Source organism: Corynebacterium sp. KPL2830, from assembly GCF_040225635.1.
In the GTDB taxonomy this organism is placed as follows: Bacteria; Actinomycetota; Actinomycetes; order Mycobacteriales; family Mycobacteriaceae; genus Corynebacterium.
The window spans coordinates 1-23,853 of record NZ_JBEHFR010000024.1 but is presented as its reverse complement, the minus strand read 5'-3'; the positions used below and the strand labels follow the sequence as shown (position 1 = coordinate 23,853).

General features: G+C 57.0%; 21 protein-coding genes. 16 read left to right on the top strand and 5 right to left on the bottom strand.

What is annotated here, in order from left to right; translation table 11 throughout:
- The first annotated feature begins 42 nt into the window (after window positions 1-42).
- From ABRP87_RS08835 to ABRP87_RS08775, 13 genes are all read left to right on the top strand, one after another.
- A complete protein-coding gene (locus ABRP87_RS08835) occupies window positions 43-921 on the top strand; it encodes an acyl-CoA thioesterase (protein WP_349868389.1) in 879 nt (292 codons plus the stop codon).
- 92 nt (window positions 922-1,013) lie between these two features.
- On the top strand, window positions 1,014-1,769 hold the full coding sequence (locus ABRP87_RS08830; RefSeq protein ID WP_023022595.1) for a YebC/PmpR family DNA-binding transcriptional regulator: 756 nt from the start codon (window positions 1,014-1,016) through the stop codon (window positions 1,767-1,769).
- A 193-nt stretch (window positions 1,770-1,962) separates the two neighbouring features.
- On the top strand, window positions 1,963-2,535 hold the full coding sequence (gene ruvC, locus ABRP87_RS08825) for a crossover junction endodeoxyribonuclease RuvC (RefSeq protein WP_349868387.1): 573 nt from the start codon (window positions 1,963-1,965) through the stop codon (window positions 2,533-2,535).
- A 78-nt stretch (window positions 2,536-2,613) separates the two neighbouring features.
- Window positions 2,614-3,222, top strand: coding sequence for a Holliday junction branch migration protein RuvA (gene ruvA / locus ABRP87_RS08820; RefSeq protein WP_349853782.1), 609 nt, complete (start codon window positions 2,614-2,616; stop codon window positions 3,220-3,222).
- 36 nt (window positions 3,223-3,258) lie between these two features.
- Window positions 3,259-4,338 (top strand): Holliday junction branch migration DNA helicase RuvB, encoded by a 1,080-nt coding sequence (ruvB, locus tag ABRP87_RS08815; RefSeq protein ID WP_023022590.1) that lies wholly within the window; start codon window positions 3,259-3,261, stop codon window positions 4,336-4,338.
- Between the two features lie 89 nt (window positions 4,339-4,427).
- Complete coding sequence (gene yajC, locus ABRP87_RS08810) at window positions 4,428-4,802, top strand: preprotein translocase subunit YajC (RefSeq protein WP_349868386.1); 375 nt, start codon at window positions 4,428-4,430, stop codon at window positions 4,800-4,802.
- Window positions 4,803-5,080: 278 nt separating this feature from the next.
- Window positions 5,081-6,964, top strand: a complete 1,884-nt coding sequence (gene secD, locus ABRP87_RS08805; protein ID WP_349868384.1) for a protein translocase subunit SecD — start codon at window positions 5,081-5,083, stop codon at window positions 6,962-6,964.
- Between the two features lie 2 nt (window positions 6,965-6,966).
- A complete protein-coding gene (gene secF, locus ABRP87_RS08800; protein ID WP_349868382.1) occupies window positions 6,967-8,139 on the top strand; it encodes a protein translocase subunit SecF in 1,173 nt (390 codons plus the stop codon).
- A gap of 72 nt (window positions 8,140-8,211) precedes the next feature.
- Window positions 8,212-9,987, top strand: a complete 1,776-nt coding sequence (locus tag ABRP87_RS08795) for an ABC transporter substrate-binding protein (RefSeq protein WP_349868380.1) — start codon at window positions 8,212-8,214, stop codon at window positions 9,985-9,987.
- 50 nt (window positions 9,988-10,037) lie between these two features.
- Complete coding sequence (locus tag ABRP87_RS08790; RefSeq protein ID WP_349853790.1) at window positions 10,038-10,583, top strand: adenine phosphoribosyltransferase; 546 nt, start codon at window positions 10,038-10,040, stop codon at window positions 10,581-10,583.
- A gap of 85 nt (window positions 10,584-10,668) precedes the next feature.
- On the top strand, window positions 10,669-12,963 hold the full coding sequence (locus tag ABRP87_RS08785; RefSeq protein ID WP_349868378.1) for a RelA/SpoT family protein: 2,295 nt from the start codon (window positions 10,669-10,671) through the stop codon (window positions 12,961-12,963).
- Between the two features lie 193 nt (window positions 12,964-13,156).
- Window positions 13,157-15,196 carry a bifunctional metallophosphatase/5'-nucleotidase gene (locus ABRP87_RS08780; RefSeq protein ID WP_349868376.1) on the top strand — a complete coding sequence of 680 codons (2,040 nt, stop codon included), beginning with the start codon at window positions 13,157-13,159 and terminating at the stop codon, window positions 15,194-15,196.
- Between the two features lie 109 nt (window positions 15,197-15,305).
- Complete coding sequence (locus ABRP87_RS08775) at window positions 15,306-15,878, top strand: DUF421 domain-containing protein (RefSeq protein WP_502879297.1); 573 nt, start codon at window positions 15,306-15,308, stop codon at window positions 15,876-15,878.
- A 102-nt stretch (window positions 15,879-15,980) separates the two neighbouring features.
- Here ABRP87_RS08775 and ABRP87_RS08770 read toward each other — a convergent pair whose 3' ends face one another.
- Both ABRP87_RS08770 and ABRP87_RS08765 read right to left on the bottom strand, forming a co-directional pair.
- Window positions 15,981-16,328, bottom strand: a complete 348-nt coding sequence (locus tag ABRP87_RS08770; protein ID WP_349868374.1) for a hypothetical protein — start codon at window positions 16,326-16,328, stop codon at window positions 15,981-15,983.
- Between the two features lie 320 nt (window positions 16,329-16,648).
- Complete coding sequence (locus ABRP87_RS08765) at window positions 16,649-17,533, bottom strand: peptidylprolyl isomerase (RefSeq protein ID WP_023022569.1); 885 nt, start codon at window positions 17,531-17,533, stop codon at window positions 16,649-16,651.
- Between the two features lie 156 nt (window positions 17,534-17,689).
- Between ABRP87_RS08765 and tpx the strand changes: the two genes are divergently transcribed.
- The 3 genes from tpx to hisS all read left to right on the top strand — a co-directional run bounded on the left by tpx (window position 17,690) and on the right by hisS (window position 20,282).
- Complete coding sequence (tpx, locus tag ABRP87_RS08760; protein WP_023022567.1) at window positions 17,690-18,187, top strand: thiol peroxidase; 498 nt, start codon at window positions 17,690-17,692, stop codon at window positions 18,185-18,187.
- 170 nt (window positions 18,188-18,357) lie between these two features.
- Window positions 18,358-18,993 carry an MBL fold metallo-hydrolase gene (locus ABRP87_RS08755; RefSeq protein WP_349853759.1) on the top strand — a complete coding sequence of 212 codons (636 nt, stop codon included), beginning with the start codon at window positions 18,358-18,360 and terminating at the stop codon, window positions 18,991-18,993.
- A gap of 5 nt (window positions 18,994-18,998) precedes the next feature.
- Window positions 18,999-20,282 carry a histidine--tRNA ligase gene (gene hisS, locus ABRP87_RS08750; protein ID WP_349868371.1) on the top strand — a complete coding sequence of 428 codons (1,284 nt, stop codon included), beginning with the start codon at window positions 18,999-19,001 and terminating at the stop codon, window positions 20,280-20,282.
- Window positions 20,283-20,347: 65 nt separating this feature from the next.
- Here hisS and ABRP87_RS08745 read toward each other — a convergent pair whose 3' ends face one another.
- The 3 genes from ABRP87_RS08745 to ABRP87_RS08735 form a co-directional block, all read right to left on the bottom strand.
- Window positions 20,348-21,757: an L-serine ammonia-lyase gene (locus ABRP87_RS08745; RefSeq protein ID WP_349868368.1), complete on the bottom strand. Its 1,410-nt coding sequence runs from the start codon at window positions 21,755-21,757 to the stop codon at window positions 20,348-20,350.
- Window positions 21,758-21,925: 168 nt separating this feature from the next.
- Entirely contained in the window at window positions 21,926-22,594 is a 669-nt protein-coding gene (locus ABRP87_RS08740) for an FMN reductase (RefSeq protein WP_349868367.1), read from the bottom strand.
- Window positions 22,595-22,597: 3 nt separating this feature from the next.
- Window positions 22,598-23,710, bottom strand: coding sequence for an LLM class flavin-dependent oxidoreductase (locus ABRP87_RS08735; RefSeq protein WP_349868365.1), 1,113 nt, complete (start codon window positions 23,708-23,710; stop codon window positions 22,598-22,600).
- Window positions 23,711-23,853 lie beyond the last annotated feature (143 nt).

Below are 23,853 nucleotides of genomic sequence, written 5' to 3'. Positions count from 1 at the left end.
AAGACTTACGTGATGTAGCGCATAGTAGGCGCACAAGAAAGGATGACTGTGGGCACCATTTCTGAGGTTTTGGCATTAGAAGGCACCCAAGATACGGATGTCTTTTCTGGCCCAGCGATCCCCTCGCAGATTGAGCGCACCTTCGGCGGGCAAGTTGCCGCGCAGGCGCTTACCGCGGCGCAAAAGACGGTGGAGGGGAAGCAGGTGCATTCCCTCCACGGTTATTTCGTTGGCCCAGGTGATACGAAAAAGCCGCTGGAGCTGCAGGTAGAAAGGCTGCGTGATGGTCGTTCCTTTGCTAGCCGGCAGGTTCGGGTCATCCAGGATGGCCGCCTCGTCTTTATTATGCTGGCTAGTTTCCACCGCGAAGGTGATGCAGGACCCGAGCATCAGGACGTGGCACCGCAGGTATTAAGCCCCGATGAAGCCGCTCGCCGTGGCGGTGGGGTGCCGTATTCCACCCGGATTATTTTGAAGGAGTGGACCGATTGGGATATCCGTTTAGTGCCCGATGAGGGCCGCGATGATGCCGCCGCGGAGGTGACAGGTGCCGGATATCGCCATATTTGGTTCCGCAATACGGGCGAGCTTGGGAGTGACCCCGCTTTCCACCGCGCTGCCCTGACGTATATGTCTGATATGACCCTTATTCGGGCGGCGCTCATTCCGCACCAAGGGGATAAGGTGCAATTGGCAAGCCTTGACCATGCGGTGTGGTTTCTTCGCCCATTTCGCGTGGATGAGTGGTTGCTCTATGAGCAGGTATCGCCCACAGCGGCGCAAGGAACGGCCATCGCGCGCGGTAAATTATTCAATGAGCAGGGTGAACTCGTTGCATTGGTCAATCAAGAAGGCTTGACTCGGTTCCTTGATGAAAACTTAGGTAGCGGTTCTGCGCACGGCAATTGGCACAACGTCTAGCGACGCGTCCGTATCATGGGGGCGCTTTTCCCAGTTCGTGCAGGGCACGTATAATTGTCAACAGATTTAGAACCCAATTAGAAAGGGACTTAATGTCAGGCCACTCAAAATGGGCAACTACCAAGCACAAGAAGGCTGCCAATGACGCCAAGCGCGGCAAGGAATTTGCCAAGCTCATTAAGAACATTGAAGTGGCGGCGCGAACCGGCGGTGGTGATCCTGCGGCCAACCCAACGCTCGATGACATGATTAAGAAGGCCAAAAAGGCCTCCGTCCCCAATGACAACATCGAACGCGCCCGCAAGCGCGGCTCTGGTGAAGAAGCCGGTGGTGCCGACTGGGAGACCATCATGTACGAGGGTTATGGCCCCAACGGTGTCGCAATGCTGATTGAATGCTTGACCGATAACCGCAACCGCGCGGCTACCGATGTCCGCACCGCGATGAGCAAGAATGGCGGCAACCTGGGCGAATCCGGCTCGGTTGCTTATATGTTCTCCCGCACCGGTTATGTCTTGGTGGAAAAGGGCGAGCTGAGTGAGGACGATGTCTTGATGGCAGTCCTCGATGCTGGCGCTGAAGAGGTCAAAGACCAAGGCGAGAAATTTGAGATCATCTGCGCACCCACGGATGTGCAGGCCGTCAAGGAGGCCCTCAAGGAAGCAGACATCGAGGTTGATGACTCCGATAACGATTTCCGTGCCTCCGTCGAGGTTCCTCTCGAGGCCAATGACGCCAAGAAGATCTTCCGCCTCATCGATGTTTTGGAAGAATCCGACGACGTCCAGAACGTATATACCAATATGGACCTCTCCGATGAGGTGCTAGCAGAACTCAACGCAGAGTAAGAATACTGCACATATTGGAGGCACTAGCTCGGTGGCGGCTCTTCGCGCATGCGGAGATTCCGGTGCCGAGCTTTGTTGTGTTTTTATTGGGACAGCCTAAAAGTTGCGCCGTGTTGTAGAACATGTGTGTGTAAGACATAATGGGGAATTAAGACTAGGAACGACGAGGCCGCGGAACAGGGAGTGGGCGGGTGTGAATATCGAAGGCATGCGCGTGATGGGCATCGACCCTGGGCTAACTCGCTGTGGCCTGTCCGTAGTTCAAGCTGGCCGCGGGCGCGCAATTCTTCCTGTCTCCGTTGGCGTGGTGCGGACCCCGAGTGATAAAGATTTGACCGAGCGGCTCCTGCGGCTGTCCGTTGCGGCCAAGGAATGGATGGACGATTATTCGCCCGACGTGGTTGCTATAGAGCGCGTCTTCGAACGCGGCCAGGTCTCAACCGTCATGCAGACTGCGCACGTCGTAGGAGTCCTCGTGCTCGCGGCCGCCGAGCGGAATATTCCGGTGTATATGTACACCCCGTCCGAAGTAAAAAAGGCCATTTCTGGCAACGGGCGCGCAGATAAGAAACAAATGACGACGATGATTACTCGTATCCTGGGGCTTACGGAACCACCCAAGCCGGCTGATGCAGCGGACGCATTGGCGCTGGCTGTCTGCCACTGTTGGCGGGCGCCAGCGATCGTGAGGATGGATAGTACTGGTTTAGGGCTTGGCGCAAAGACCAGTGGTGTCCGCGGGCGGGGGAAGAGCATCAAGCCCTGATATACCGCCCACACACTAAGTTTTATTAATTAAAAGGTCATGCAGAACGCGCACACAGGTAGGAAGGCACGGTAGAAAATGATTGCGGCATTGCGGGGAGAAGTCCTCCACATTGGTTTAGATCACGGCGTTATTGAATGCGGCGGGGTGGGCTATAAGTTCTTGGCCACCGCAAAGACGTTGGGAACCCTGCGCCGCGGAGAAACCGCTTTTGTGCTCACTACCTTGGTGGTCAAGGAAGATGCATTGACTCTATACGGTTTCACCAGCGATGATGACCGAGAGATGTTCCAAGTGCTGCAATCCGTGTCTGGCTTGGGGCCCAAACTCGCCTTAGCCGCATTATCCGTCATGGGGGCAGAAGAGCTTGCCGCAGCCATTGGCGGGGAGGATGTGAAGGCGCTGCAGTCTATTCCGGGCGTCGGCAAGCGGATGGCCCAACGCCTTACCCTGGAGCTAAAAGATAAGGTAAAGCGCTTTGCTGGAGCTCCAACGGCTGATGCGGCGCCGGCGGCAGCAAGCGGCGGTGGCCCAGTTGTCGATAGTGTCACCGAAGCCCTCCTGGGCCTAGGATTTACTGAGAAGGCGGCCCGCCCCGTGGTGGAGGCGGCATATGCCGAAGCCCCTGCGGCGGATACGTCAACCTTGCTGCGCGCGGCCCTAGCCCAGTTGGGTAAGCAGGGCTAAAAGAACACGACGTCAAGAAGACACGAAGGCTACAGCATGTCCGATATTGAGCGCACCGAGTTCAACCTCCCGGAGGGAATGAATGAGGCGCACGATTCACAGCACAATAGTGATGTGGAAGCCACCGCTCACGCCGAAGAACACGATATCGAGCGCTCCCTGCGCCCGAAATCCCTAACGGAATTTATTGGGCAGCCAAAGGTCAGGGAGCAGCTTTCCCTCGTGCTTACGGGCGCTAAGAACCGCGGGGTCACCCCGGACCATGTCCTGTTATCGGGGCCGCCCGGCCTGGGTAAGACTACGATGGCCATGATCATTTCGCAGGAACTTGGGACGTCGCTGCGCATGACCTCGGGCCCAGCGCTGGAACGAGCGGGAGACCTCGCGGCGATGCTTTCGAACCTCATGGAAGGCGACGTGCTTTTCATCGATGAGATCCACCGCATCGCCCGGCCCGCCGAAGAGATGCTCTATATGGCCATGGAAGATTTCCGCATCGATGTGATTGTGGGAAAAGGGCCGGGTGCTACCTCGATCCCGTTGGAGATCCCGCCGTTTACCTTGGTCGGGGCTACAACGCGAGCAGGAATGTTGACGGGACCGCTGCGGGATCGCTTCGGCTTTACCGCCCAAATGGAGTACTACAGCACCGAGGATCTCACCCATGTGATCAAGCGTGCGGCACATATCTTGGACGTCGCCATCGACGATGATGCCGCCGTTGAGATCGGCTCGCGTTCGCGCGGCACTCCGCGCATTGCCAACCGCCTGCTTCGCCGCGTGCGCGACTATGCGGAGGTCAATGGAACCGGGCGCATCGATCTTTCCGCCGCGCAGGGGGCGTTGGAGGTATTCGATGTTGATGAAATGGGGCTGGACCGGCTGGACCGCGCCGTCCTCAGTGCCCTGATCAATGGCCACGGCGGCGGGCCGGTGGGTGTTAATACCTTGGCCATCGCCGTTGGCGAGGAACCCTCCACCGTGGAGGAGGTGTGTGAGCCATACTTGGTTCGCGCCGGCATGATTTCGCGCACTGGGCGGGGCAGGGTAGCCACCGCAGCCGCATGGCAGCACCTGGGCCTGACGCCTCCGGATGGGGCAATTGGGCTGTTTTAAGGGCCCATGTGCACCTCGCTGGTGGGGTCCATGGGATGGAACTAGCCGATGGTTTTTGTGAACCAAACAGTCTGGCATACTGGAAAGTTATGGAAATCATCTTTCTCATAATCATTGTCATTTTGTTCATCATTCCTTCCTTTATGGCGATGCGTAAGCAACGCCAGCGCCAAAACGACATGCAATCGCTGCAAAATTCCCTGCAGAATGGGGACCGCATCGTGACCGCCGGCGGTGTCCACGGTGTGGTGCGCGGAACCACCGATACCAGTGTGGACCTCGAGGTTTCCCCGGGAGTTACCCTTACCTTTGACAAGATGGCGGTTGTTCGCACCGAAAGCGAAGCCCAGAAACTTAATCGCGGTAGTGCGGACAATGCTGGAGAGCCGCAGCGCGATAACGGTGAGAACAATAAAGATGGTGGATTCAACGGCGGGGAAGGCGAGCAGTCCTCCGACCGCTAATTCCTCGTTATAGCCCGTGCTCTCAACGAAGGCAGGCGCGGGCGTACCTTGTGCACACGGCTAGTGTTCCATGAGCCTGCAATTGGCTTAAGAGAAACGTAGAACCTGACACATTTTCGCTGAATCGCGGACCCCGTTAAGGAAAATGTTGTTCCATGACGTACGATTGTGCGTTGTTAACGTGCCCGCGCCGAATCGGGCGGGCCGTATTTAATGTTTAATCACCCTGGTTTGCAGTGCACAGGAGAATATCGTTGTCCGCATCATCTCGAGGCGCTATGAAAAATAGCAACCGCCAATGGCCCAAACGCGCCCTTGCGCTTTTTGGGCTTATCGTGGTCGTTATCTATGCGCTGGTCTTTTTCACCGGAAACCGCCAAGCCACCCCAAAGCTAGGCATCGACCTGCAGGGCGGCACCCGCGTTACCTTGGCCCCACAAGGTGAAGACCCCACCCAGGACCAGCTACGGCAGGCGCGCAATATTTTGGAACAGCGCGTCAATGGCATGGGTGTGTCAGGTTCCGAGGTCGTCATTAACGGCAATACCCTCGTCATCACCGTGCCGGGCGAGGATGCCTCGCAGGCCCAGGCAGTGGGGCAGACCTCACAGCTTTACTTCCGTCCAGTGGCGCAACCCTCCGCGCCGGATATGGAAAAGCTCGACAAAGAGCTAGAGGACATGGCTAACCGCTGGGTCAAATATGGCGTCCTAGAGAAGGACGAGGCCAACAAGAAAATGGAAGACGTCACCAAGGCCGTCGCCCAACAACAAGCGCAGGCTGAGGGTAAGGAACCGAAGGACGTCAAGGCTCCGAAGGTTTCCGCGAAGCCTCTGGACGAGCCTTCTAATTCCATCGAGCAGACCGAGCGCCGCGATGAAATCACCGAGATGTTGTTAAAGGACCGCCAATCGGACGATCCGACAACGCAAGCAGCGGCCTCTTCGCTCCTTACTTGTCAGGGCTCCTCTGACCCACTGGCTGGTGCGGATGATCCGTCCAAGCCTTTTGTTACCTGTGACTATGACAGCGGCACTCCCTACGTGTTGGAGCCAGCACCGTTGCTCAATGGCGTTAAGGATGAAGACGGTACCCGTTTGACGGGTAATGAGATTGATACCAATTCCCCGATCAACGGTGGCCTCAACCCGCAGTCTGGTCAGATGGAGATCAGCTTCTCCTTTAAGACTGGCGATGGCCCGAACGGTTCCCAGACTTGGGCTGACCTCACGCGGGACCACCTGAACGATCAGATTGCCATCACTCTTGACTCGGGTGTTATTTCGGCGCCGGTCATCCAGGGTGCTACCCCGTACGGTTCCGCTACCTCCATTAACGGTGATTTTAGCCAAGAAGAAGCCAATAACCTGGCCAATAACCTGCGCTACGGCGCATTGCCGCTGTCCTTCGCCGGCGAAAACGGCGAGCCTGGCGGCACGGTGGAGTCCATTCCTCCGACACTGGGTAAGGCTGCGCTAGAAGCTGGCCTGTGGGCTGGCTTGGCAGGCTTGATTTTGGTCATCCTTTACTCGCTGTACTACTTCCGCGCGTTAAGCGGTGTGTCCGTCATCTTCTTGCTTGGCTCCGGCCTGCTAACCTACGGCGCCATTGTGTTGCTGGGGCGTTGGATTGGTTACTCACTCGACCTTTCCGGTATCGCAGGTTTGGTCATTGGTGTCGGTGCGACCGCGGACTCGTTCGTGGTCTACTACGAGCGCATTAAGGACGAGCTCTTAGAAGGTAGAACCTTTAGGTCCGCTACGCGGAAGGCCTGGGAGCGCTCGCGCAGCACCATCGTGACCGGTAACGCGGTGACGTTGATTGGTTCTGTCATCGTCTACTTCCTCGCCATCGGTGAGGTGAAGGGCTTCGCGTTTACCTTGGGTCTGACCACGATCTTCGACTTGGTCGTCTCCTTCTTGGTTATGGCGCCGGTGATGCAGATCATTGGCCGCCGCCCAGCGGCAGCCAAGCCATCGATGAATGGTCTGGGCGGAATCTATGCGCTGATTGAAGAGCGGCGTGAGCGCGGTTACTACGGAGATTCCCGTTCTGGCGCTGCTGCGGCGCAGGAGCGCTCCACTGAAAATTCGGGATCCGTTGGCGCCGATTCGTCTGAGAGTTCTTCGCCCTCAGCAGCTGCGGAAGATGAGGAGAAATAATCATGGCCGTATCAACTAAAAATAAGATTTCGCGTTTAGATCGCCTCTATGAAGACGAGCGTGGCTATGACTTCATTGGCCACACCAAACGGTGGTACGGGATTACCGCCGCGCTCCTCGTCGGTGCCATCGTCGCCATCTTGATTCGTGGATTTACGCTCTCCCTCGACTTTGAGGGTGGCACCACCTTGTCCATGCCCGCTGGGGACTTGAAAGAAGATGAAGTAGCGACCGTCTTCGAGGACTCCACTGGCGTTGAACCGGAGCAAGTGCGCATCGTTGGTGCCGGTGATGCTGAGACGCTGGAAATCACCTCTGAGCGCTTGAGCCAAGAAGAAGTAGACAGTGCCCGGTCTGCTATCTACGAGGAATTCCAACCGAAGGATGAAAACGGGGAGGCCACCCCGGACGCCATCGGTTCTTCCACCGTGTCCGAATCGTGGGGTTCCTCGATTACGCAGCGCATGATCCTTGCTATGGTCGTATTCCTCGTTGCAGCGACTATCTATGTGGCGGTACGCTTGCAAAAGATTATGGCGTTTGCCGCCATTTTGGCGCTTATTATTGATGGCATCGTCATCGCCGGTATCTACGCGCTCTTCGGATTTGAAGTTTCTCCCGCCGTCATCATCGGTTTGCTCACCGTCCTGACCTTCTCCATCTATGACTCCGTCATCGTCTTTGACAAGGTCAATGAGAATACGGCGGGGCTGGAAGGCCAACGTTCTAAGACCTATGGGGAACTCGCCAACTTGGCGATTAACCAGACGGTCATGCGTTCCATTTCCACCTCCATCATTTCCGCGCTGCCTATTATCGCGTTGTTCGTCATCGCCGTATGGCTTATGGGCATCGGTACGCTGCGCGATTTGGCGCTGATCCAGTTGATCGGCGTTATCGAGGGTATTTTCTCCTCGATTTTCTTGGCCACCCCGTTGGTGGTGACGTTTGCTAATTGGACTAACCGCGTCAAGCGGCACACGCAGCGTGTGCTGGATTACCGCGCGGGTAAGTCTGAGGACGGTGAACCAGCGGAGGCGGGTTCTGGCAAGCGCAAGGTGGTCACGCCTTCCGATGTCGGGGCCAAGACGCACAAGGAAGTGGCAGAAGAACAAACTGATCACGGCAGCAGTGCCTCCGGCCATACCGGTGCAACGTGGCGCCCGGGACGCTAAGTGCCCTTAAACAAGGCATAATCAGGCAGAGTAAGGCTTGGTCTTTTTAGGAGAAAAGGGGTTGTGCGTACCGTGGAACGCAGATTAGGCACCACACGGTGGTGGGGGCGCCGTCCCAAAATCACAACAGTTGCGGTAGGGCTTTCCGCCCTTGCGCTGGTAGCGGCCGCGTGCAGCAGTGAGGAATCCGAGAGCGGTGACCAGGCTACGCCCAGCGATCCGGAGTCCTACAACTACGCCGGATATATGGTCAACTCTCAGCTGACCACGACGAATGCCGGCACCGCCTTCGGCAGCACCACTTCAGCGGCACAGCTTTCGACGCGGCTTTATCCCGGACTTTTCGTGCCGGGGCCCTCCGGGCAGCTCATTCCTAATGCGGATTTGGTAGAGACCGAGGAGCTTCCGCCGGCAGGAGATAGCGATCAGGAAAGCGTGCGTTTGACGCTAGCCGATGACGCCACGTTCTCCGATGGCACCCCCGTTACCTGCGATGATTACCTGCTTGCCTATAAGGCTGGCACGCACCCGGTTGAATTTGCCTCGCATATGCCGCTGATGAATGACATCGCGGATATCGAGTGTGCACCGCACAGCAAGGCCTTTACGCTGACTTTCCAGAAAGACCAGGGACATCGGTGGCGCCAAATGTTTGGTCCTGGCACCGTCATGCCTGCACACGCGCTTGCGCAGAAGGCGGATTTGACCGTAGAAGAACTCAATGCGGCCTTGCACGCGGAAGACATGGCGACGCTGCAGCCGGTAGCGGATTTGTGGCGCTACGGTTTTTCCACCGCCAAGGATGACTTTGACCCCGAGTTGCAGGTGTCTTACGGCCCATTTACCGCGGATAAGGTTGGCGATTCTGGCGAGATTTTCTTAAAAGCCAATGAGCAGTATCGCGGTGACAAACCTGCCTTGGATCGCCTCGTCGTTTGGCCGAGTACTGCCGACGCACAGGAACTCGCGGATAAGGGCGTTCTCAAGGTGGCAGATTCCGCCACTGCAGCGCCTGACTGGCTCTCAGGGAACGCAAGCAAGGACGCAGAATCCGAGGAAGGCAACGAAGCCCCCGAATCCAAAAACGGATCTGACTCGAATAAAGAAGGCAACTCCAATGGGGAGGACCCCGCGGGCGCAGAGAAAACCGAGTTTGAGACGACCACCGAGGTGGGCCTGCAAACCGACACGCTGACGCTATCGCAGGCTGGGATTTTTGCAGAACCTTCCGCTAGGAAGGCATTCGCTGCCTGCGTGGACCAAGCAGCTATGGCGCAAAAGAGCTCCGAAGTATCTGGTGTCGATGTTCCACCGGCTTATCTGCGCACCGTCTCTGTCGAGGATCCGGTAGCCCAAACACTAGGATCGGTGGCGAAGGATCACGAGGGAACGGACATGACTGCGGCTGGCCAGTTGAACGGGACCACCATCAAGGTGGGCTACGTTGGCCCAGATAAGCGCTATCAGGCGATGGTCGAAGCGCTGCGCGCCTCCTGTGAACCGGCGGGCATTACCATCGAGGATGCTGCGGATGAACACTTATCGCAGTTTTATCTCAACCCTGATCCAGAAACGGGGGAGCCAACCATCGACGCCTTCTTGGGAGCGGTCGATCCGCTGACCGAGTACTCCGCCGCTGACTCCAGCATCAAAAATTCGGTGCAGCTCAAAGAGCAGGAAGAACGGCTCTGGGACAGCGTTCCCTCTATTCCAGTCGCCGCACAGCCGCGTGTGTTCATTGTTCACCGCGACGTGGAGGGTGTCCTGCCGTACACTGGCATCTCGGGCATCGGCTGGAATATGGACCGGTGGCGCGTATCGGCACAAGAACCTGTGGAAAAAGCCTAGGCCTTATCCACTCTTAAATTAATTCTCGCTATTTAGTTTCAAGGAAGATGATGACTTCTCACTATGAATCAGCAGCACAAGCTTTACGCGATAAAGTGCGCCTTGTGCAGGATTTTCCGGAAAAAGGAATTCTTTTTGAAGACCTCACACCGGTATTAGCCGATCCTGAGGCATTTCAAGCCGTTGTTGACGGACTCGCGGCCGCGTGTGAGGAGCTGGGAGCGGATCTCATTGGTGGCTTAGATGCCCGCGGGTTCCTGCTGGGCTCTGCCGTGGCGTACAAGTTGGGTCTGGGCATTTTGGCCATTCGTAAACAGGGCAAGCTTCCGCCGCCGGTATATACCGAGGAATACGAGCTGGAATATGGCTCGGCCGCGCTGGAGATTCCAGCCAGTGGCGTCGATGTGAAGGGCAAGCGCGTGGTGCTTGTCGATGATGTCCTGGCCACCGGCGGCACCCTCCACGGCGCCAAGCTGCTTCTTGAGTCTGCGGGCGCCGAGGTAGCGGGCAACGTCGTGGTGCTCGAAGTTAAGGGGCTTAACGGCCGTGAACGCTTATCGGGCCCGCCGCTCATTGTGCTGGATGACGCTGACTAAGATGGTGTGTCTAAGCTAGATCACACGATCTGGAAAGGCTCTGCAGTCAGCAATATAGGCTGCGGCATTGTGAAGGGCGGTAGAGATGGCCACGGATAAGTCAGCAAAACGCCAGGCTAATAACGGGATGCGGAGCATGTCTGCCCGGCTTGCCCGGTCACTGACCGGCGGGCGGGTAAAGATTAACCCGGTGCTCGATCCCCTCATGTCCATTCACCGGAAATTCCACCCCAAGGCGGATGCGGAATTACTCAACGCTGCCTATAACACCGCGGAAAGGTTGCATGAGGGAGTATTTCGCAAGTCGGGCGAACCGTATATTACGCACCCTCTTGCCGTAGCTACGATTGCCGCGGAAATCGGTATGGATACCACCACCATCGTGGCAGCACTTTTGCACGATACCGTGGAGGATACCGATTACACGCTGGAGGATCTGACCCGAGACTTCGGGCCCGAAGTTGCCAGGCTTGTTGATGGTGTGACCAAGCTGGACAAGGTGGCGTTGGGTGCTGCGGCCGAGGCCGAGACCATCCGTAAGATGATCGTCGCCATGGCCAACGATCCGCGCGTCCTCGTCATTAAGGTCAGCGACCGGCTGCACAATATGCGCACCATGCGCTTCTTGCCGCCGGAAAAACAGGCCAAAAAGGCGCGCCAAACGCTAGAGGTCATTGCCCCCTTGGCCCACCGGCTGGGCATGGCGAGCGTGAAATGGGAACTAGAGGATCTGTCTTTTGCCATCCTGTATCCCAAAAAGTATGACGAAATCGTCCGCATGGTGGCAGAGCGCGCGCCTTCGCGCGATCGCGCCCTGAAGGAAATCATCACCCAAGTTAGCGCCGCCTTAAAAGAAAATGGCATCGAGGCCGAGGTAATGGGCCGACCGAAGCATTACTGGTCCATCTATCAAAAGATGGTCGTTCGTGGCCGCGAGTTTGCCGAGATCTTTGACCTAGTGGGCATCCGTGTATTGGTGGATGACATCAATAGCTGTTATGCCGCCATTGGCGTTGTTCACTCCATTTACCAGGCTTTGCCTGGGCGTTTTAAGGATTATATTTCCTCCCCGCGCTTCGGCGTTTACCAGTCTTTGCACACCACGGTGCTGGCAGACGGCGGAGCGACCCTAGAGGTACAGGTCCGTACCCACGAGATGCATTACAACGCCGAATTCGGCGTCGCCGCGCACTGGCGTTATAAGGAAACGAAGGGAAAAAATTCTGGGCACCAAGACGAGGTGGACCAGATGGCCTGGATGCGCCAGCTGCTGGACTGGCAAAAGGAGGCGGCGGATCCCAATGAGTTCCTCGATTCCTTGCGCTATGACCTGACGGCGCGCCAGATTTTTGCCTTTACCCCGAAGGGCGATGTTGTGGATTTGCCAGCGGGCTCCACCCCGGTGGATTTCGCCTACGCCGTGCATACGGAGGTTGGCCACCGCTGCATTGGCGCCAAGGTCAACGGCAAATTGGTGGCGCTAGAATCGCCGCTGAAATCCGGCGACAAGGTAGAAATCTTTACCTCCAAGGATCCCAATGCCGGTCCATCGCGCGATTGGCAGGAATTCTTGGTCTCCCCGCGGGCGAAGGCAAAGGTCCGCCAGTGGTTTGCCAAGGAAAGGCGCGAGGAACACCTCGAAGCTGGGCGCGATGCCTTAGCCACGGAGGTGCAGCGCGGCGGCTTACCGATGCACCGTCTGTTTACCGCCAGCTCAATGAAGCAGGTGGCAGAACAGCTGCACTATTCCGATGTCGACGCCCTGTACACGGCCATCGGTGCAGGGCATGTCTCCGCACAACACGTGGCCAACCAACTGGTGGCCTTGTTCGGCGACCGCGAAGATGCTGTGGATGCGCTTGCCTCCCGAACCCCGCTTTCGGAGCTTGAGCATTCCCGCGCGCAGCATACTAAGGACTCCGCCTCCGGCACCGGCATCTTGGTGGAGGGAAGCCCTGATGTCATGGCGAAGCTTGCGAAGTGCTGCCAGCCGGTGCCTGGGGATGCCATTTTTGGCTTCGTCACCCGTGGCGGTGGAGTGTCCGTGCACCGTGCGGACTGCGCCAACGCGGAAAAGCTCAAATCCGAGCCGGAACGCATGCTAAAGGTCGAATGGTCCTCTGGTACCTCTTCTACCGGTGCGTTTTCCGCCACGCTGCAGCTTGAGGCATTGGACCGTCAGGGCTTGCTGTCTGAGCTGACGCGGGTACTAAGTGACCAGAACATTAATGTGCTGACGATGAATTCGAACCGCGGCGAGGACCAAATCGCCACGATGCGATTTACCTTCTCTGTCTCGGATACCAAACAGCTGGGTTCCTTGATGACGACGCTGCGAAATACCGAGGGCGTCTTTGACGTCTACCGCGTGACCGCGTAACCGCTTGACATCTGACCACCTCCCTGCGCGGTTGCTGGGTAGAGGCAACGCGCGGGCTACGGGCACATGACGATTGAGTGAACACTTGACGGAGGAAAGGTAAATGCCCAGTTCAAAGCGGACGCGCTTCCTGCGGATTGGTTAAGAAAGCGGTACAAATTGTCTGAATGCTTTCTACGACACAGGAGTAATAATGCAGTTCCGCCGCATTGGCCAGTTGGTGGCCGCTACTACCGCCACCGCCGTCGCGCTCTCCGGCACACACGCCCTAGCGCAGGAGAACACGACCACCATCTCGGTCACCAATATCACTGACTTGCACGGTCACCTGGAAGATGGCCTGAGCGACCCAGCTAAGGCGGGCGATGAGATTGGTGTGGCTCGCCTGCAATCGCTTATCAAACAGGTCAACGAAGGCCAGGAGTTCAATCTCACTTCTTCGGGCGATAACGTGGGCGGTTCTGCATTCGTCTCGGCCATCTCGGATGACAAGTACACCCTCGAGGCCCTCAATGCTATGGGTATGAAGGTCACCGCAGTCGGCAACCACGAATTCGACAAGGGCACCGAGGACCTAACGGACCGTATCCAGCCCGCTTCTGACTATCCCATCCTCGGCGCCAATGTGTTAAAAGACGGCAAACCGATTTTGGACGCCTCCCATGTGGAAGAAATCGACGGCGTGAAGGTCGGCTACGTCGGCACCGTTACCCAAAACACCAAGTTCAAGGTATCTGCGGCAAAGATTCCGGGCGTTACCTTTACTGATCCTGTTGAGGCAACGAATAAGGAAGCCACCCGCTTGAAGGAAAGCGGCGAGGCAGATGTCGTGGTCTCCCTCTTCCACGAGGATGCGGAGGAATACGCAAAGGGCATTAATAAGGATGTCGATATCCTCTTTGGTGGCGATACCCACCAGAAGACCCAGGGCACGGTTGAGCGCGAGGGCGCGTTGCCACTGCAGTGGGCGCAAGGCCACGAGTACGGCAAGCTGCTGAACGATGCCGATATTACCTACGACAAGGCTGCGGGCAAGATAAAAAGCATTGAGCTCAAGCAGTACGACGCGACTGCTGCGGCGCAGGTAGAGCCGGATGCGGAGATTGGGGGCATCGTTAAGAAGGCACAGGATGAGGCCGAGGTAGAAGGCTCGAAGAGCGCTGGCACAGTCGAAACCGACTTGTTCCGCGGTTCCGATGAGGGGCAAAAGCCAGGCTCCAACCGCGGTGTCGAGTCCACCCTGAATAACTTCATCGCGGAAGGGCAGCGTTATGCCATGAGCAAGCAGGTAGGCGAGGACATCGACCTCGGCGTGATGAATGCCGGCGGCGTGCGCGCCGATTTGCAGGGTGGCGATGTCACGTACAAAGACATCTCTGAGGTCCAGCCGTTTGGTAACTCCGTTATTACCGCGAAGGTCTCCGGCAAGGACTTCATCACCGCACTGGAAAATCAGTGGCAGGAGGGTAGTAGGCCGCGTCTTGCCATGGGGCTGTCCAATAATGTCCAGGTGGTCTACGACCACAAGGCGTCCCACGGTGAGCGCGTCAAGGCCGTGACCGTTAATGGCGAGCCCCTCGACCCGAATAAGGACTACTCCATCGCGCTTTCTTCCTTCCTCGCTTCCAGCGACAGCGAAAAGGGCGGCGATGGCTACTTTGAGGCAGGCTCCATCAAGGACAAAAACGATGTGGGATACATGGACGCCCAAGCCATGATCGACTACATCGCGTCCGGCGAATCTGAGGTCCGCAAGGGACAAGGTCAAATCGGCGCCCACATCGATGGCGATATTGCCCCAGGCAAAGAAATAACCGTCGATCTGTCCAGCTTGAACTACACCAGTGAGGGCGAGCCAATGGCTAAGACCGTTACGGTGAAGTTGGGGGATGAGGAAGTATCTGCCGATATTGACAACTCCAAGCAGGAAGGCGATGACCAATTTGGCGAGCGCGGACGTGCGCAGGTCACGCTGACCGTTCCAGAAGGCCTGACTGGCTCCCAGAACCTAGAAATCACCACCGATGCTGGCACGCAAGCAATCCTGCCCGTGGAATTGGGTGACGCCGATGGTGCCCCGAAGGTACCGCAAGGTTCCTCCTTTGGTGGTGCAGCCCTTGCCATTGTGGCGGTACTAGCGGCAGGAATCGCCATTATTGGATTGAACCCCCAGTTGCTGCCTGCACCACTGCGGGCGATCTTTGATGACCTGCGCAAGACCTTTCACATTTAATTAAGAATCCAATCCCGCGGATACACGTAAAGCGCTTTTCCTCGCTTACAAGGGGGGAAAGCGCTTATTTTTCTGTGCAGTGTGTTGCATCCTAGTAACCTCAAAAGCCGTGGATATCTTTGAACGGTTTTTACGCGAGGCTACTTTTCAACTAGGGATCGAGCTTCATCGAGTTCCCGTGGTTATGTTGTCAACATTAGGCATCTATCTTGCCTTTATGGTCTTGGTAAAAATTTTTGGTTCCCGCGTATTGACCTCCATGACGGCCTCTGACGCGATCATCATTATTATGTTCGGTGCCGTTGCCGGGCGTGTGATCATCGGCGTTCCGCCCACATTAGCGGCGGGTGTTATTGGGCTGACAACGCTGATGGCCCTGGAAGCGGCGTTCGGTACCATCCGCAAGGTGGTGAAGTGGACGCGGTTTTTGGATCGGCGTCCAGTTCTCATCGTCTTTCAAGGCGAGATGATTGACGATAACCTCACCGTTTCGCACATCACTCGCTCTGACGTGTATTCCGCGGTGCGAAAGGCTGGTTTAGCCCGCATGGAAGACGTTCAGATTATGGTTTTAGAGCCCACCGGGCACATATCTGTCATCAAGAATGGTCAGGACATAGACCCAGATATCTTTAATGACCTCGTTGGCTCTGGGTATATCAAACCGGCCAAAGAGTCTTAAAGAATTGATAGAGGGGGAAGAACTTCAGGACTACTTTTCGTACAACCGCCGTGCAGATAAATAAGAGCACGGCGGTTAATCGCCCTCAAGAGGCATCAACGTCTAGAAAGGAAGTTTGAAGTTCTTTAGAAGGTCATCGATGTTGATGTACTTATTGGCGAAAGCGAAGAGAGTGCCCAGTGCGCCGACAGCAGCAGTAATGACTTCGATCCAGGCCTTGACGGACTCAGGATTCGCGTCCTTGGAAGACAAGGCTTGCGTATTCTTGGCGTCGTTTTCCTTATTTGCGTCCGAATCAATCTTCTGGCTAGGAGTGCCGGTGGAGGCAGTAGAAGAGCCCTGAGCAACGGTGTTCACATTCTCCGCGGCAGTGGCCACGGTGGTGCCAGCGAGAGTAACGGATAGGGCGGTTGCGCCGGCGAGGAAGGCCTTGCGGGAGAAAAGCTTCATTGTGTTTCCTGTCAAGCTTGTGGTGTTCAAATTTTTTGGATATTAGACGGCTGCGTAGCTGTCTGAATTACCCAAGCTGAGTTTAATAAAAAACATTATCAATAAGGAATGGGGGTGTTTGGAGGGGGTGATTAATGCAGATGGTGTGAATGGGAAGGATGTGCTTTCTGGAGTTAAGCGAAGGTAGAAGGGTATTTAAGGCAAAGCATCAGATATGAAAATGCCCCAGCGCCACGCCACGATATAGTTCGTGCAGTGTGCTGGGGTGAGGCAAATGTAGAGGGAATGGGGGAGGCATCGGCAAGCGCCGATGCCGCAGACTAGGCCTTTACCGTAGCCTTTTTGATCTTTACCTCTTCTGCAGGCTTGCCATCCTTCTGGCCGCCTGGATTGTCACCTTGATTACCGGTGTCTACGCCGGCCTTGGCAATCTTGTCTAGGGTCTTTAAGCCATCTTCGGTGATGGTGCCGAAGTAGGTGTAGTTAGGAGGTAACTCCGAGTCATCGTAGTTAAGGAAGAACTGGGAGCCGTTGGTATCCGGACCGCTATTGGCCATAGCAACGGAGCCGCGGGGGTAGACAACGGGGTTTTGTGCGTCCTCGTCATCAGTTTCATCGGTGGGGTATTCATCAGCAAAGCTGAAGCCTGGGCCGCCGGAACCGGAACCGGTGGGATCGCCGCATTGGAGCACATTCAAGCCACCAGAGGTCATGCGGTGGCAGACGGTGTCATCGTAGAAGCCGGAGTCAGCCAGTTCCGAAATGGCGTGGGTGGTGCAAGGCGCGGTGGCGCGGTCTAGGTCCATCTCGATCGGGCCCTGGGTGGTATCGAAGGATACGGTGACAGTGCCCTCGGTGGAAATATCCTTGCCGTCGGGCTTCTTGGCACCGTGGCCATCCTGCCCATTGTCCTCATACTCGCACTGAACGGTTGCCGGCAGGGCTTCCGCGCGCTTGCCGCTCAAGGGCTCCGCCTTGGGGGTTTCCTGCGTGGTCTGAGCTTCCGAGGTATCTTCCGCCTGGATGTCGCCCTCAGAGCCATCGCGGGTGGAGAGGAAGTAAATTCCTCCCGCGATGCCGAGGATGACGACGAGCGAGGCTAAGGCGACACCAAAAGGACGAGTCTTTTGTTTGCGGTCACGGGACTTTAGCTCGCGGTCGAGCTTGTGCAGCGCGTCTTCTCCGCGCTTTTTATTATCTGGCACCGTGGGACAACCTTTCTAGCGATTATCGGTGACGTGTCTCAACTAGGACGATTTTAGCGGTTTTGCGGACGTGGGGCTGACTTGGCTCGGGGATTGGCATCAGCAATAAGCGGTGAGCTATAGCGGGGAAGCAAAAGTATCAGTACGCTCGGGGCCATGGCTGAAGTTAAATTTTCTGACGAACCTACCCAAACCGCTGGTGAACTTCCCGCAGTAGGGGAGCCCATCCCAGAGTTCACCCTCGTTGGCACCGACCTTTCTGAGGTCACCAATAAGGATTTCGAGGGCAAGCGCCTCGTTATCTCGATTTTCCCTTCCATCGATACGGGCGTGTGCCAGCAGCAGCTGCGCACCTTTAATGAAAAGGCTGCGGGCCTAGACAATACCGTTGTCTTGTCCGTCTCCCGCGACCTACCCTTCGCGCTGGATCGTTTCTGCGCCGCAGAGGGCATTGAAAACGTGGACACCGCGTCCGATTTCCGCTCCGATTTTGGCGAGAAGTTCGGCGTGACCTTGCAAGGCTCCCCACTCAAGGGCCTATTGGCACGCTCCGTTGTAGTCACCGACGCTGACCACAAGGTCATCTACAACGAGTTGGTGCCAGAGGTAACCACTGAGCCGGACTACGACAAGGCTCTTGCCGCCTTGCAGTAAAGCTTTAAGCCGGCAGGCTCATTAAATCCAGCACCCAGCCTTTCCCACAACCCTCCGTGGCTGTGGGCGCGAAGGCTGGGTGCTTTTTACATGCTTGCTTCGTACTAGAATCCAGAGTGCCGATGCGATCAGGGAGGCGCGATGGGTGCGAGCCTCGTTAGACTTGAGCCATGGACATTAAAGGATTTACTGCGGGCCCATTTCGCACGAATACCTATATCGCGGCGGAGGGAAAGCGCGCCTTCATCGTGGATCCGGGCATGGATTCCATGTCGCAGGTTATATCGCACGACTATGACTATGAAGCTATCGTGCTCACGCACGGCCACATTGACCACACCCGCGAGGCCGGGGATTTGGCGCAGAAGCTCGATATCCCCGTTTATATTCACCCCGCAGATAGGTTCATGTTGGATTCTGGGGAGGGTGTCTCCGCCCAGGCACAGGAGCTATTCCAAGCCTCGAGCATGGTACCCATTGCCGATCTCCGCGAACTCCACGGTGGGGAAGAACTAGAGCTAATCGGGCATACATTCACCCTCCAGCACGCCCCTGGCCATTCGCCGGGGTGTGTATTGATCATTTCGGATACTTTTGCCCTTACCGGTGACGTACTTTTTGCCGGGGGAATGGGGCGCGTTGATCTTCCGGATTCTAATCCACAGGCCATGCTGGATTCATTGGCGGGGCCGGTGTGGGATTTAGACGATGAGCTGGACATTCTTCCCGGCCACGGCCCAACCTCAACCATGCGTCAGGAGAGGGCGACCAACCCATTCCTGCGAAAATCCCATGGGGTACTCTAGTGACCATGAGTGAAGAGAAGCGGTTCCAGGCACTGTCCGCACCGAAGGGTGTGCCAGATTATTACCCACCAGAGTCTGCGACTTTTTATAAGGTCCGCCAGACCATGGTGGAACAGGCGCATCTTTCCGGCTTTCAGCACATTGAATTGCCCATTTTTGAAGATACCGCGCTCTTTGCCCGCGGCGTGGGCGAATCTACCGACGTGGTCTCCAAGGAGATGTACACCTTTGCAGATCGCGGTGATCGCTCTGTGACCTTGCGCCCAGAGGGAACGGCGGGCGTTATGCGCTCGGTCATTCAACACAATTTGGATCGCGGTCAGCTGCCAGTGAAGCTAAACTACAGCGGGCCGTTCTTCCGCTATGAGCGCCCGCAGGCAGGGCGCTACCGCCAGCTTCAGCAGGTTGGCGTGGAAGCCATTGGCGTCGACGATCCAGCATTGGATGCTGAGGTCATCGCCCTGGCGGATCGCTCCTATAGGGCCCTGGGACTTTCCGGGTACCGCCTGGAATTGACCAGCTTGGGCGACCGGAATTGCCGGCCCGCCTACCGCGAAAAGCTGCAGGAATTCCTGTTTAAGCTGGACTTGGATGAGGAAACCCGCCGCCGCGCGGAGATCAATCCCTTGCGCGTCTTGGACGATAAGCGCCCAGACATGCAGGAGCAGCTTGCCGATGCCCCTTTGATGCTCGACTACCTCAACGCCGAGTGCCGCGAGCACTTTGAGACCGTAACCGGCATGCTGGATGATATGGGTGTTGCCTACGAAATCAACCCGCGCATGGTGCGCGGCTTGGACTACTACACCAAGACCTGTTTTGAATTCGTCCATGATGGCCTGGGTGCGCAATCCGGTATTGGCGGCGGTGGCCGTTATGACGGGTTGATGGCGCAGCTTGGCGGCCAAGATCTCTCGGGCATCGGCTATGGCCTCGGCGTCGACCGCGCCATCCTCGCCCTCGAGGCGGAGGGAATCACCTTAGAAGGCAGTGATTCCCGCGTGGACGTCTACGGCATTGCCTTGGGCGCAGCGGCCAAGCGCCGCATGACTGGGATCATCAATGACCTGCGCAAGGCGGGAATCGCCGCGGACATGTCCTTTGGTGATCGCGGCCTCAAGGGGGCGATGAAGGGCGCTGACCGCGCGGGCGCGCGCTTTGCTCTGGTCTTGGGAGACCAAGAACTAGACAATGGCACCGTTGCAGTGAAGGACTTGGCCGCCCACGAACAGCGGGACGTAGAGCTATCGCAGCTAGTTGCCCTCCTGGGGCGCGATCTAGAAGGCTAAACGCAGGATCAAAAAGGGGGGCACCGAAATTACTCGGTGCCGCCCTTTTATGTGCTTTTGACTGATTAGCACTCCACCTGGGAAACGCTAAAGCCCATCGTCTTGGCCAAGCCGCCGAGGGAGGTCTCCTTGTACTTGGAGAGCATATCTCGGCCCGTATCCGCCATGGTTTGTACGGCATTATCTAGGGTGACGTGGTGGGTGCCTTCACCCATCATTGCCATGCGGGCGGCGTTAATGGATTTCACCGCGCCGATGGCGTTGCGCTCAATACAGGGGATCTGCACTAAGCCACCTACCGGGTCACAGGTAAGGCCGAGGTTGTGCTCAAGGGCGATCTCTGCCGCATTTTCTACCTGAGCAGGCGTTGCGCCAAGGAGTGCTGCCATTCCCGCAGCGGACATGGACGAGGCGGAGCCGACTTCTCCCTGGCAGCCCACCTCGGCGCCGGAAATGGAGGCATTTTGTTTGATGATCATGCCGATTGCGCCGGCGGTGAGCAGGTAGCGGCGTGCGGATTCACGGCAGAAGCCACCATGGAAATCGCGCGCATAGTGCAAGACTGCGGGAATGATGCCGCAGGCGCCGTTGGTGGGCGCGGTAATGACACGGCCGCCCGCAGCGTTTTGCTCGTTGACCGCTAAGGCGAAGAGGTTGACCCATTCCATGGCGGAAAATCCAGAGTGTGGGTCATTTTTCTGCTCGAGCAGCTGCGCATACATCTTGGGGGCACGCCGCGGCACTCGGAGACCACCGGGCAAGAGGCCCTTGGTCGAAATGCCATCGGTCACGCATTCGCGCATGATGTCCCACACGAGGTCCAAGTGGCGCAGGACAAAATCCGCGCCGCCCTCGTCCTGATGGAGTACTTCCTCATTGGCGAGGACGATTTCCCAAATATCTTTGTCGTTGGCCTCGCAGAGATTGAGCAGTTCTTCACCGGTGGTGAATTCATAAGGCACGGTATCTTCGACGGTTGCTGCGGCAACGCCGGCGGGCACTTCGTGGCTATCGGCCATCTCCGCGTCTAACTCTTTGCGGGAGAGGATGAAGCCACCGCCGACGGAGAAGTACTGCTCGTCTTCAGCCAAGACGGTGCCATCTGCGTCCCAGGCCTTGAAGATCATGCCGTTGGGGTGCTGGGGCAGTGGCTCGTTTTCAAAGGTAATTTCGTAGTCGACGGTGCCAGAAGGTCCGGAAATGGTGCCTTCGCTGGGGATTATGCCGCCAGCTTGTGGCTCGGCATCGATGGGAACGGTCAGCGGCTCCCAGCCGGCGAGTCCTAGAATGACGGCGCGGTCGGAGGCGTGGCCACGTCCAGTGGCGGCAAGTGAGCCGCGTAGCTCCGCGGATACGCGGGCGGGATGGGTATCGAGGGATTCTAGAAATTGCTTCGCGGCGCGCATCGGCCCAACCGTGTGTGAGGAGGAGGGGCCAATGCCGATGGCGAAAATGTCAGTAACGCTAATAGTCATGGTGAAAGCCTTAAGAAACCTTTCTTCGTAGCAAGAGAGTTAACAGTCCAAGAGCATGAAAAAGAGATTTTCTCAGGCGCGGGGATCCGAGTCGAGCATTCTAAAATTCAAGCGTAGAGAAATATGTGACATCTATCAATTTTAGAATATGCGATAGGTATTGCGGCGCTAGTGATTTCCGTCGTACTGGGCCAAAATCTGCTCAAGCGGCAGGAATTCCTCGTCCGCTCCGATTCCAGTAGGGCGGGAATGGGGGCCAGGCTTAGGGGCACCGGCAAGCCCGGCGACCCGATCCGTTGGGCGGATCATCTGATCCGCAAGCTGGGTAGCGGCGCGCTCGATGCGGCTGCGAATGCGCGCGCCCTCGGCGGTGCCCAGATCTTCTGTTGCCTGGAAAATTCCGGTTGGAACGACGTGGGCGTGCAGGTAATTCAATAGGGGGCGCAGCGCATAGTCCAAGATGAGCGCGTGGCGCGGTGAACCGCCCGTAGCGGCCAAGATAGTGGGCAGCTCCTCCAAGGCGTGCGCATCCAAGACATCAAAAAACATCTTGAACAGCCCGGAGTAGCTGCCTTGGAAGGCAGGCGTGACGGCAATAAAGCCATCGGCCGTAGAAAGCATCTCTTTTGCTTCATCTAATTGGGGCGTCGGGGCCGCCCAATTGGTCATGGCCGTGGCCAACTCAGAAGCAAGGGTGCGCACCTCAATGATGTGGGTGGTCACGCCTTCACCGCGTGCGGAAATCTTCGCTTCGGTGGCTTCTGCAATAGTCTCAGCTAATTGCCGGGTAGACGAAGGCTCCGAGAGCCCGGCCGTGAGGACAACCAAAGATCGCATTGTTTAGTCCTCCTTTCCAGGGCTTACGCGAAAGTGTGGGGAATCTGGGTGCTGCTTGAGCGTGGCATGCGTTGGTGGGTCTGAGGGTACATGGTCTGGTCGTCGCTGCTCAAAGCGCCGGCGAAGCTCTGGGACGACTTGCGTGCCAAGAATTTCTATCTGCTTGAGCACAACTTCTAGCGGCAACCCCGCGTGATCAACGAGGAAAAGCTGGCGTTGGTAATCGCCCACGTAGTCCGCAAATTTCAGGGTGCGCTCAATAATCTGCTCTGCGGTACCCACTGTCAGCGGGGTGTAATCAGTAAATTCCTCCAGGCTTGGTCCGTGCCCGTACACGGGTGCGTTATCGAAATAGGGGCGGAAGAACTTCTTTGCTTCCTCTTCAGTATCGCCAATGAATACCTGGCCGCCGAGCCCCACGATGGCCTGGTCTGCTTGGCCGTGGCCATAGGAGGCAAAGCGGCGCCGATACATGCTGACCATCTTGGCCGTGTGTTCTTGATTCCAGAAGATATTATTGTGGAAAAATCCGTCGCCGTAATAGGCCGCTTGTTCTGCAATCTGGGTAGAGCGAATGGAGCCGTGCCATACAAACGGCGGGACGCCGTCAAGGGGAGCTGGGGTGGAGGTAAACGCCTGCAACGGGGTGCGGAATTTGCCCTCCCAGTTGACGCTATTTTCCCGCCACAGGCGGCGCAGCAAGTGGTAATTTTCCACGGCTAAGGGGATGCCTTGGCGGATATCTTTGCCAAACCACGGGTAGACGGGGCCGGTATTGCCGCGCCCCATCATCAGATCCACACGGCCGCCGGAAAGGTGCTGCAAAAAGGCGTAATCTTCCGCGATCTTTACCGGGTCATTGGTTGTAATTAGCGTCGTGGAGGTAGAAAGCTGCAGGCGCTTAGTCTGCGCGGCAATATAGGCCAGATGGGTCGTCGGGGAGGAGGGGACGAAAGGCGGGTTGTGGTGCTCGCCGGTGGCGAAGACATCGAGGCCCACTTCTTCCGCCTTGAGCGCGATTTCCGTAATATTGCGGATTCGCTCCGCCTCAGATGGGGTTTCGCCCGTCGTTGGATCGGTGGTTACGTCTCCGACCGTAAAAATGCCAAATTGCATGACAGCCCTTTCTACCCTTGGTGTGTGCCTATAAGCATTGTACGTGACATGTCAACAACGCGGGAGGGGGGGTGTTCCTATATAGTTTGTCAATCTCGCGGGTGGGGCGGACGGGGGCGGATCCTCAACTCGGGATTTTTTAG

Coding starts and splice junctions, on each gene's coding strand:
- ABRP87_RS08780 (WP_349868376.1), top strand. CDS start 13,157: ATGCAGTTCCGCCGCATTGGCCAGTTGGTGGCCGCTACTACCGCCACC.
- ABRP87_RS08830 (WP_023022595.1), top strand. CDS start 1,014: ATGTCAGGCCACTCAAAATGGGCAACTACCAAGCACAAGAAGGCTGCC.
- ABRP87_RS08790 (WP_349853790.1), top strand. CDS start 10,038: ATGACTTCTCACTATGAATCAGCAGCACAAGCTTTACGCGATAAAGTG.
- ABRP87_RS08785 (WP_349868378.1), top strand. CDS start 10,669: ATGGCCACGGATAAGTCAGCAAAACGCCAGGCTAATAACGGGATGCGG.
- ABRP87_RS08755 (WP_349853759.1), top strand. CDS start 18,358: ATGGACATTAAAGGATTTACTGCGGGCCCATTTCGCACGAATACCTAT.
- ruvB (WP_023022590.1), top strand. CDS start 3,259: ATGTCCGATATTGAGCGCACCGAGTTCAACCTCCCGGAGGGAATGAAT.
- secD (WP_349868384.1), top strand. CDS start 5,081: ATGAAAAATAGCAACCGCCAATGGCCCAAACGCGCCCTTGCGCTTTTT.
- ABRP87_RS08770 (WP_349868374.1), bottom strand. CDS start 16,328: ATGAAGCTTTTCTCCCGCAAGGCCTTCCTCGCCGGCGCAACCGCCCTA.
- ABRP87_RS08735 (WP_349868365.1), bottom strand. CDS start 23,710: ATGCAATTTGGCATTTTTACGGTCGGAGACGTAACCACCGATCCAACG.
- secF (WP_349868382.1), top strand. CDS start 6,967: ATGGCCGTATCAACTAAAAATAAGATTTCGCGTTTAGATCGCCTCTAT.
- ABRP87_RS08835 (WP_349868389.1), top strand. CDS start 43: ATGACTGTGGGCACCATTTCTGAGGTTTTGGCATTAGAAGGCACCCAA.
- yajC (WP_349868386.1), top strand. CDS start 4,428: ATGGAAATCATCTTTCTCATAATCATTGTCATTTTGTTCATCATTCCT.
- ABRP87_RS08745 (WP_349868368.1), bottom strand. CDS start 21,757: ATGACTATTAGCGTTACTGACATTTTCGCCATCGGCATTGGCCCCTCC.
- tpx (WP_023022567.1), top strand. CDS start 17,690: ATGGCTGAAGTTAAATTTTCTGACGAACCTACCCAAACCGCTGGTGAA.
- ruvA (WP_349853782.1), top strand. CDS start 2,614: ATGATTGCGGCATTGCGGGGAGAAGTCCTCCACATTGGTTTAGATCAC.
- ABRP87_RS08740 (WP_349868367.1), bottom strand. CDS start 22,594: ATGCGATCTTTGGTTGTCCTCACGGCCGGGCTCTCGGAGCCTTCGTCT.
- hisS (WP_349868371.1), top strand. CDS start 18,999: ATGAGTGAAGAGAAGCGGTTCCAGGCACTGTCCGCACCGAAGGGTGTG.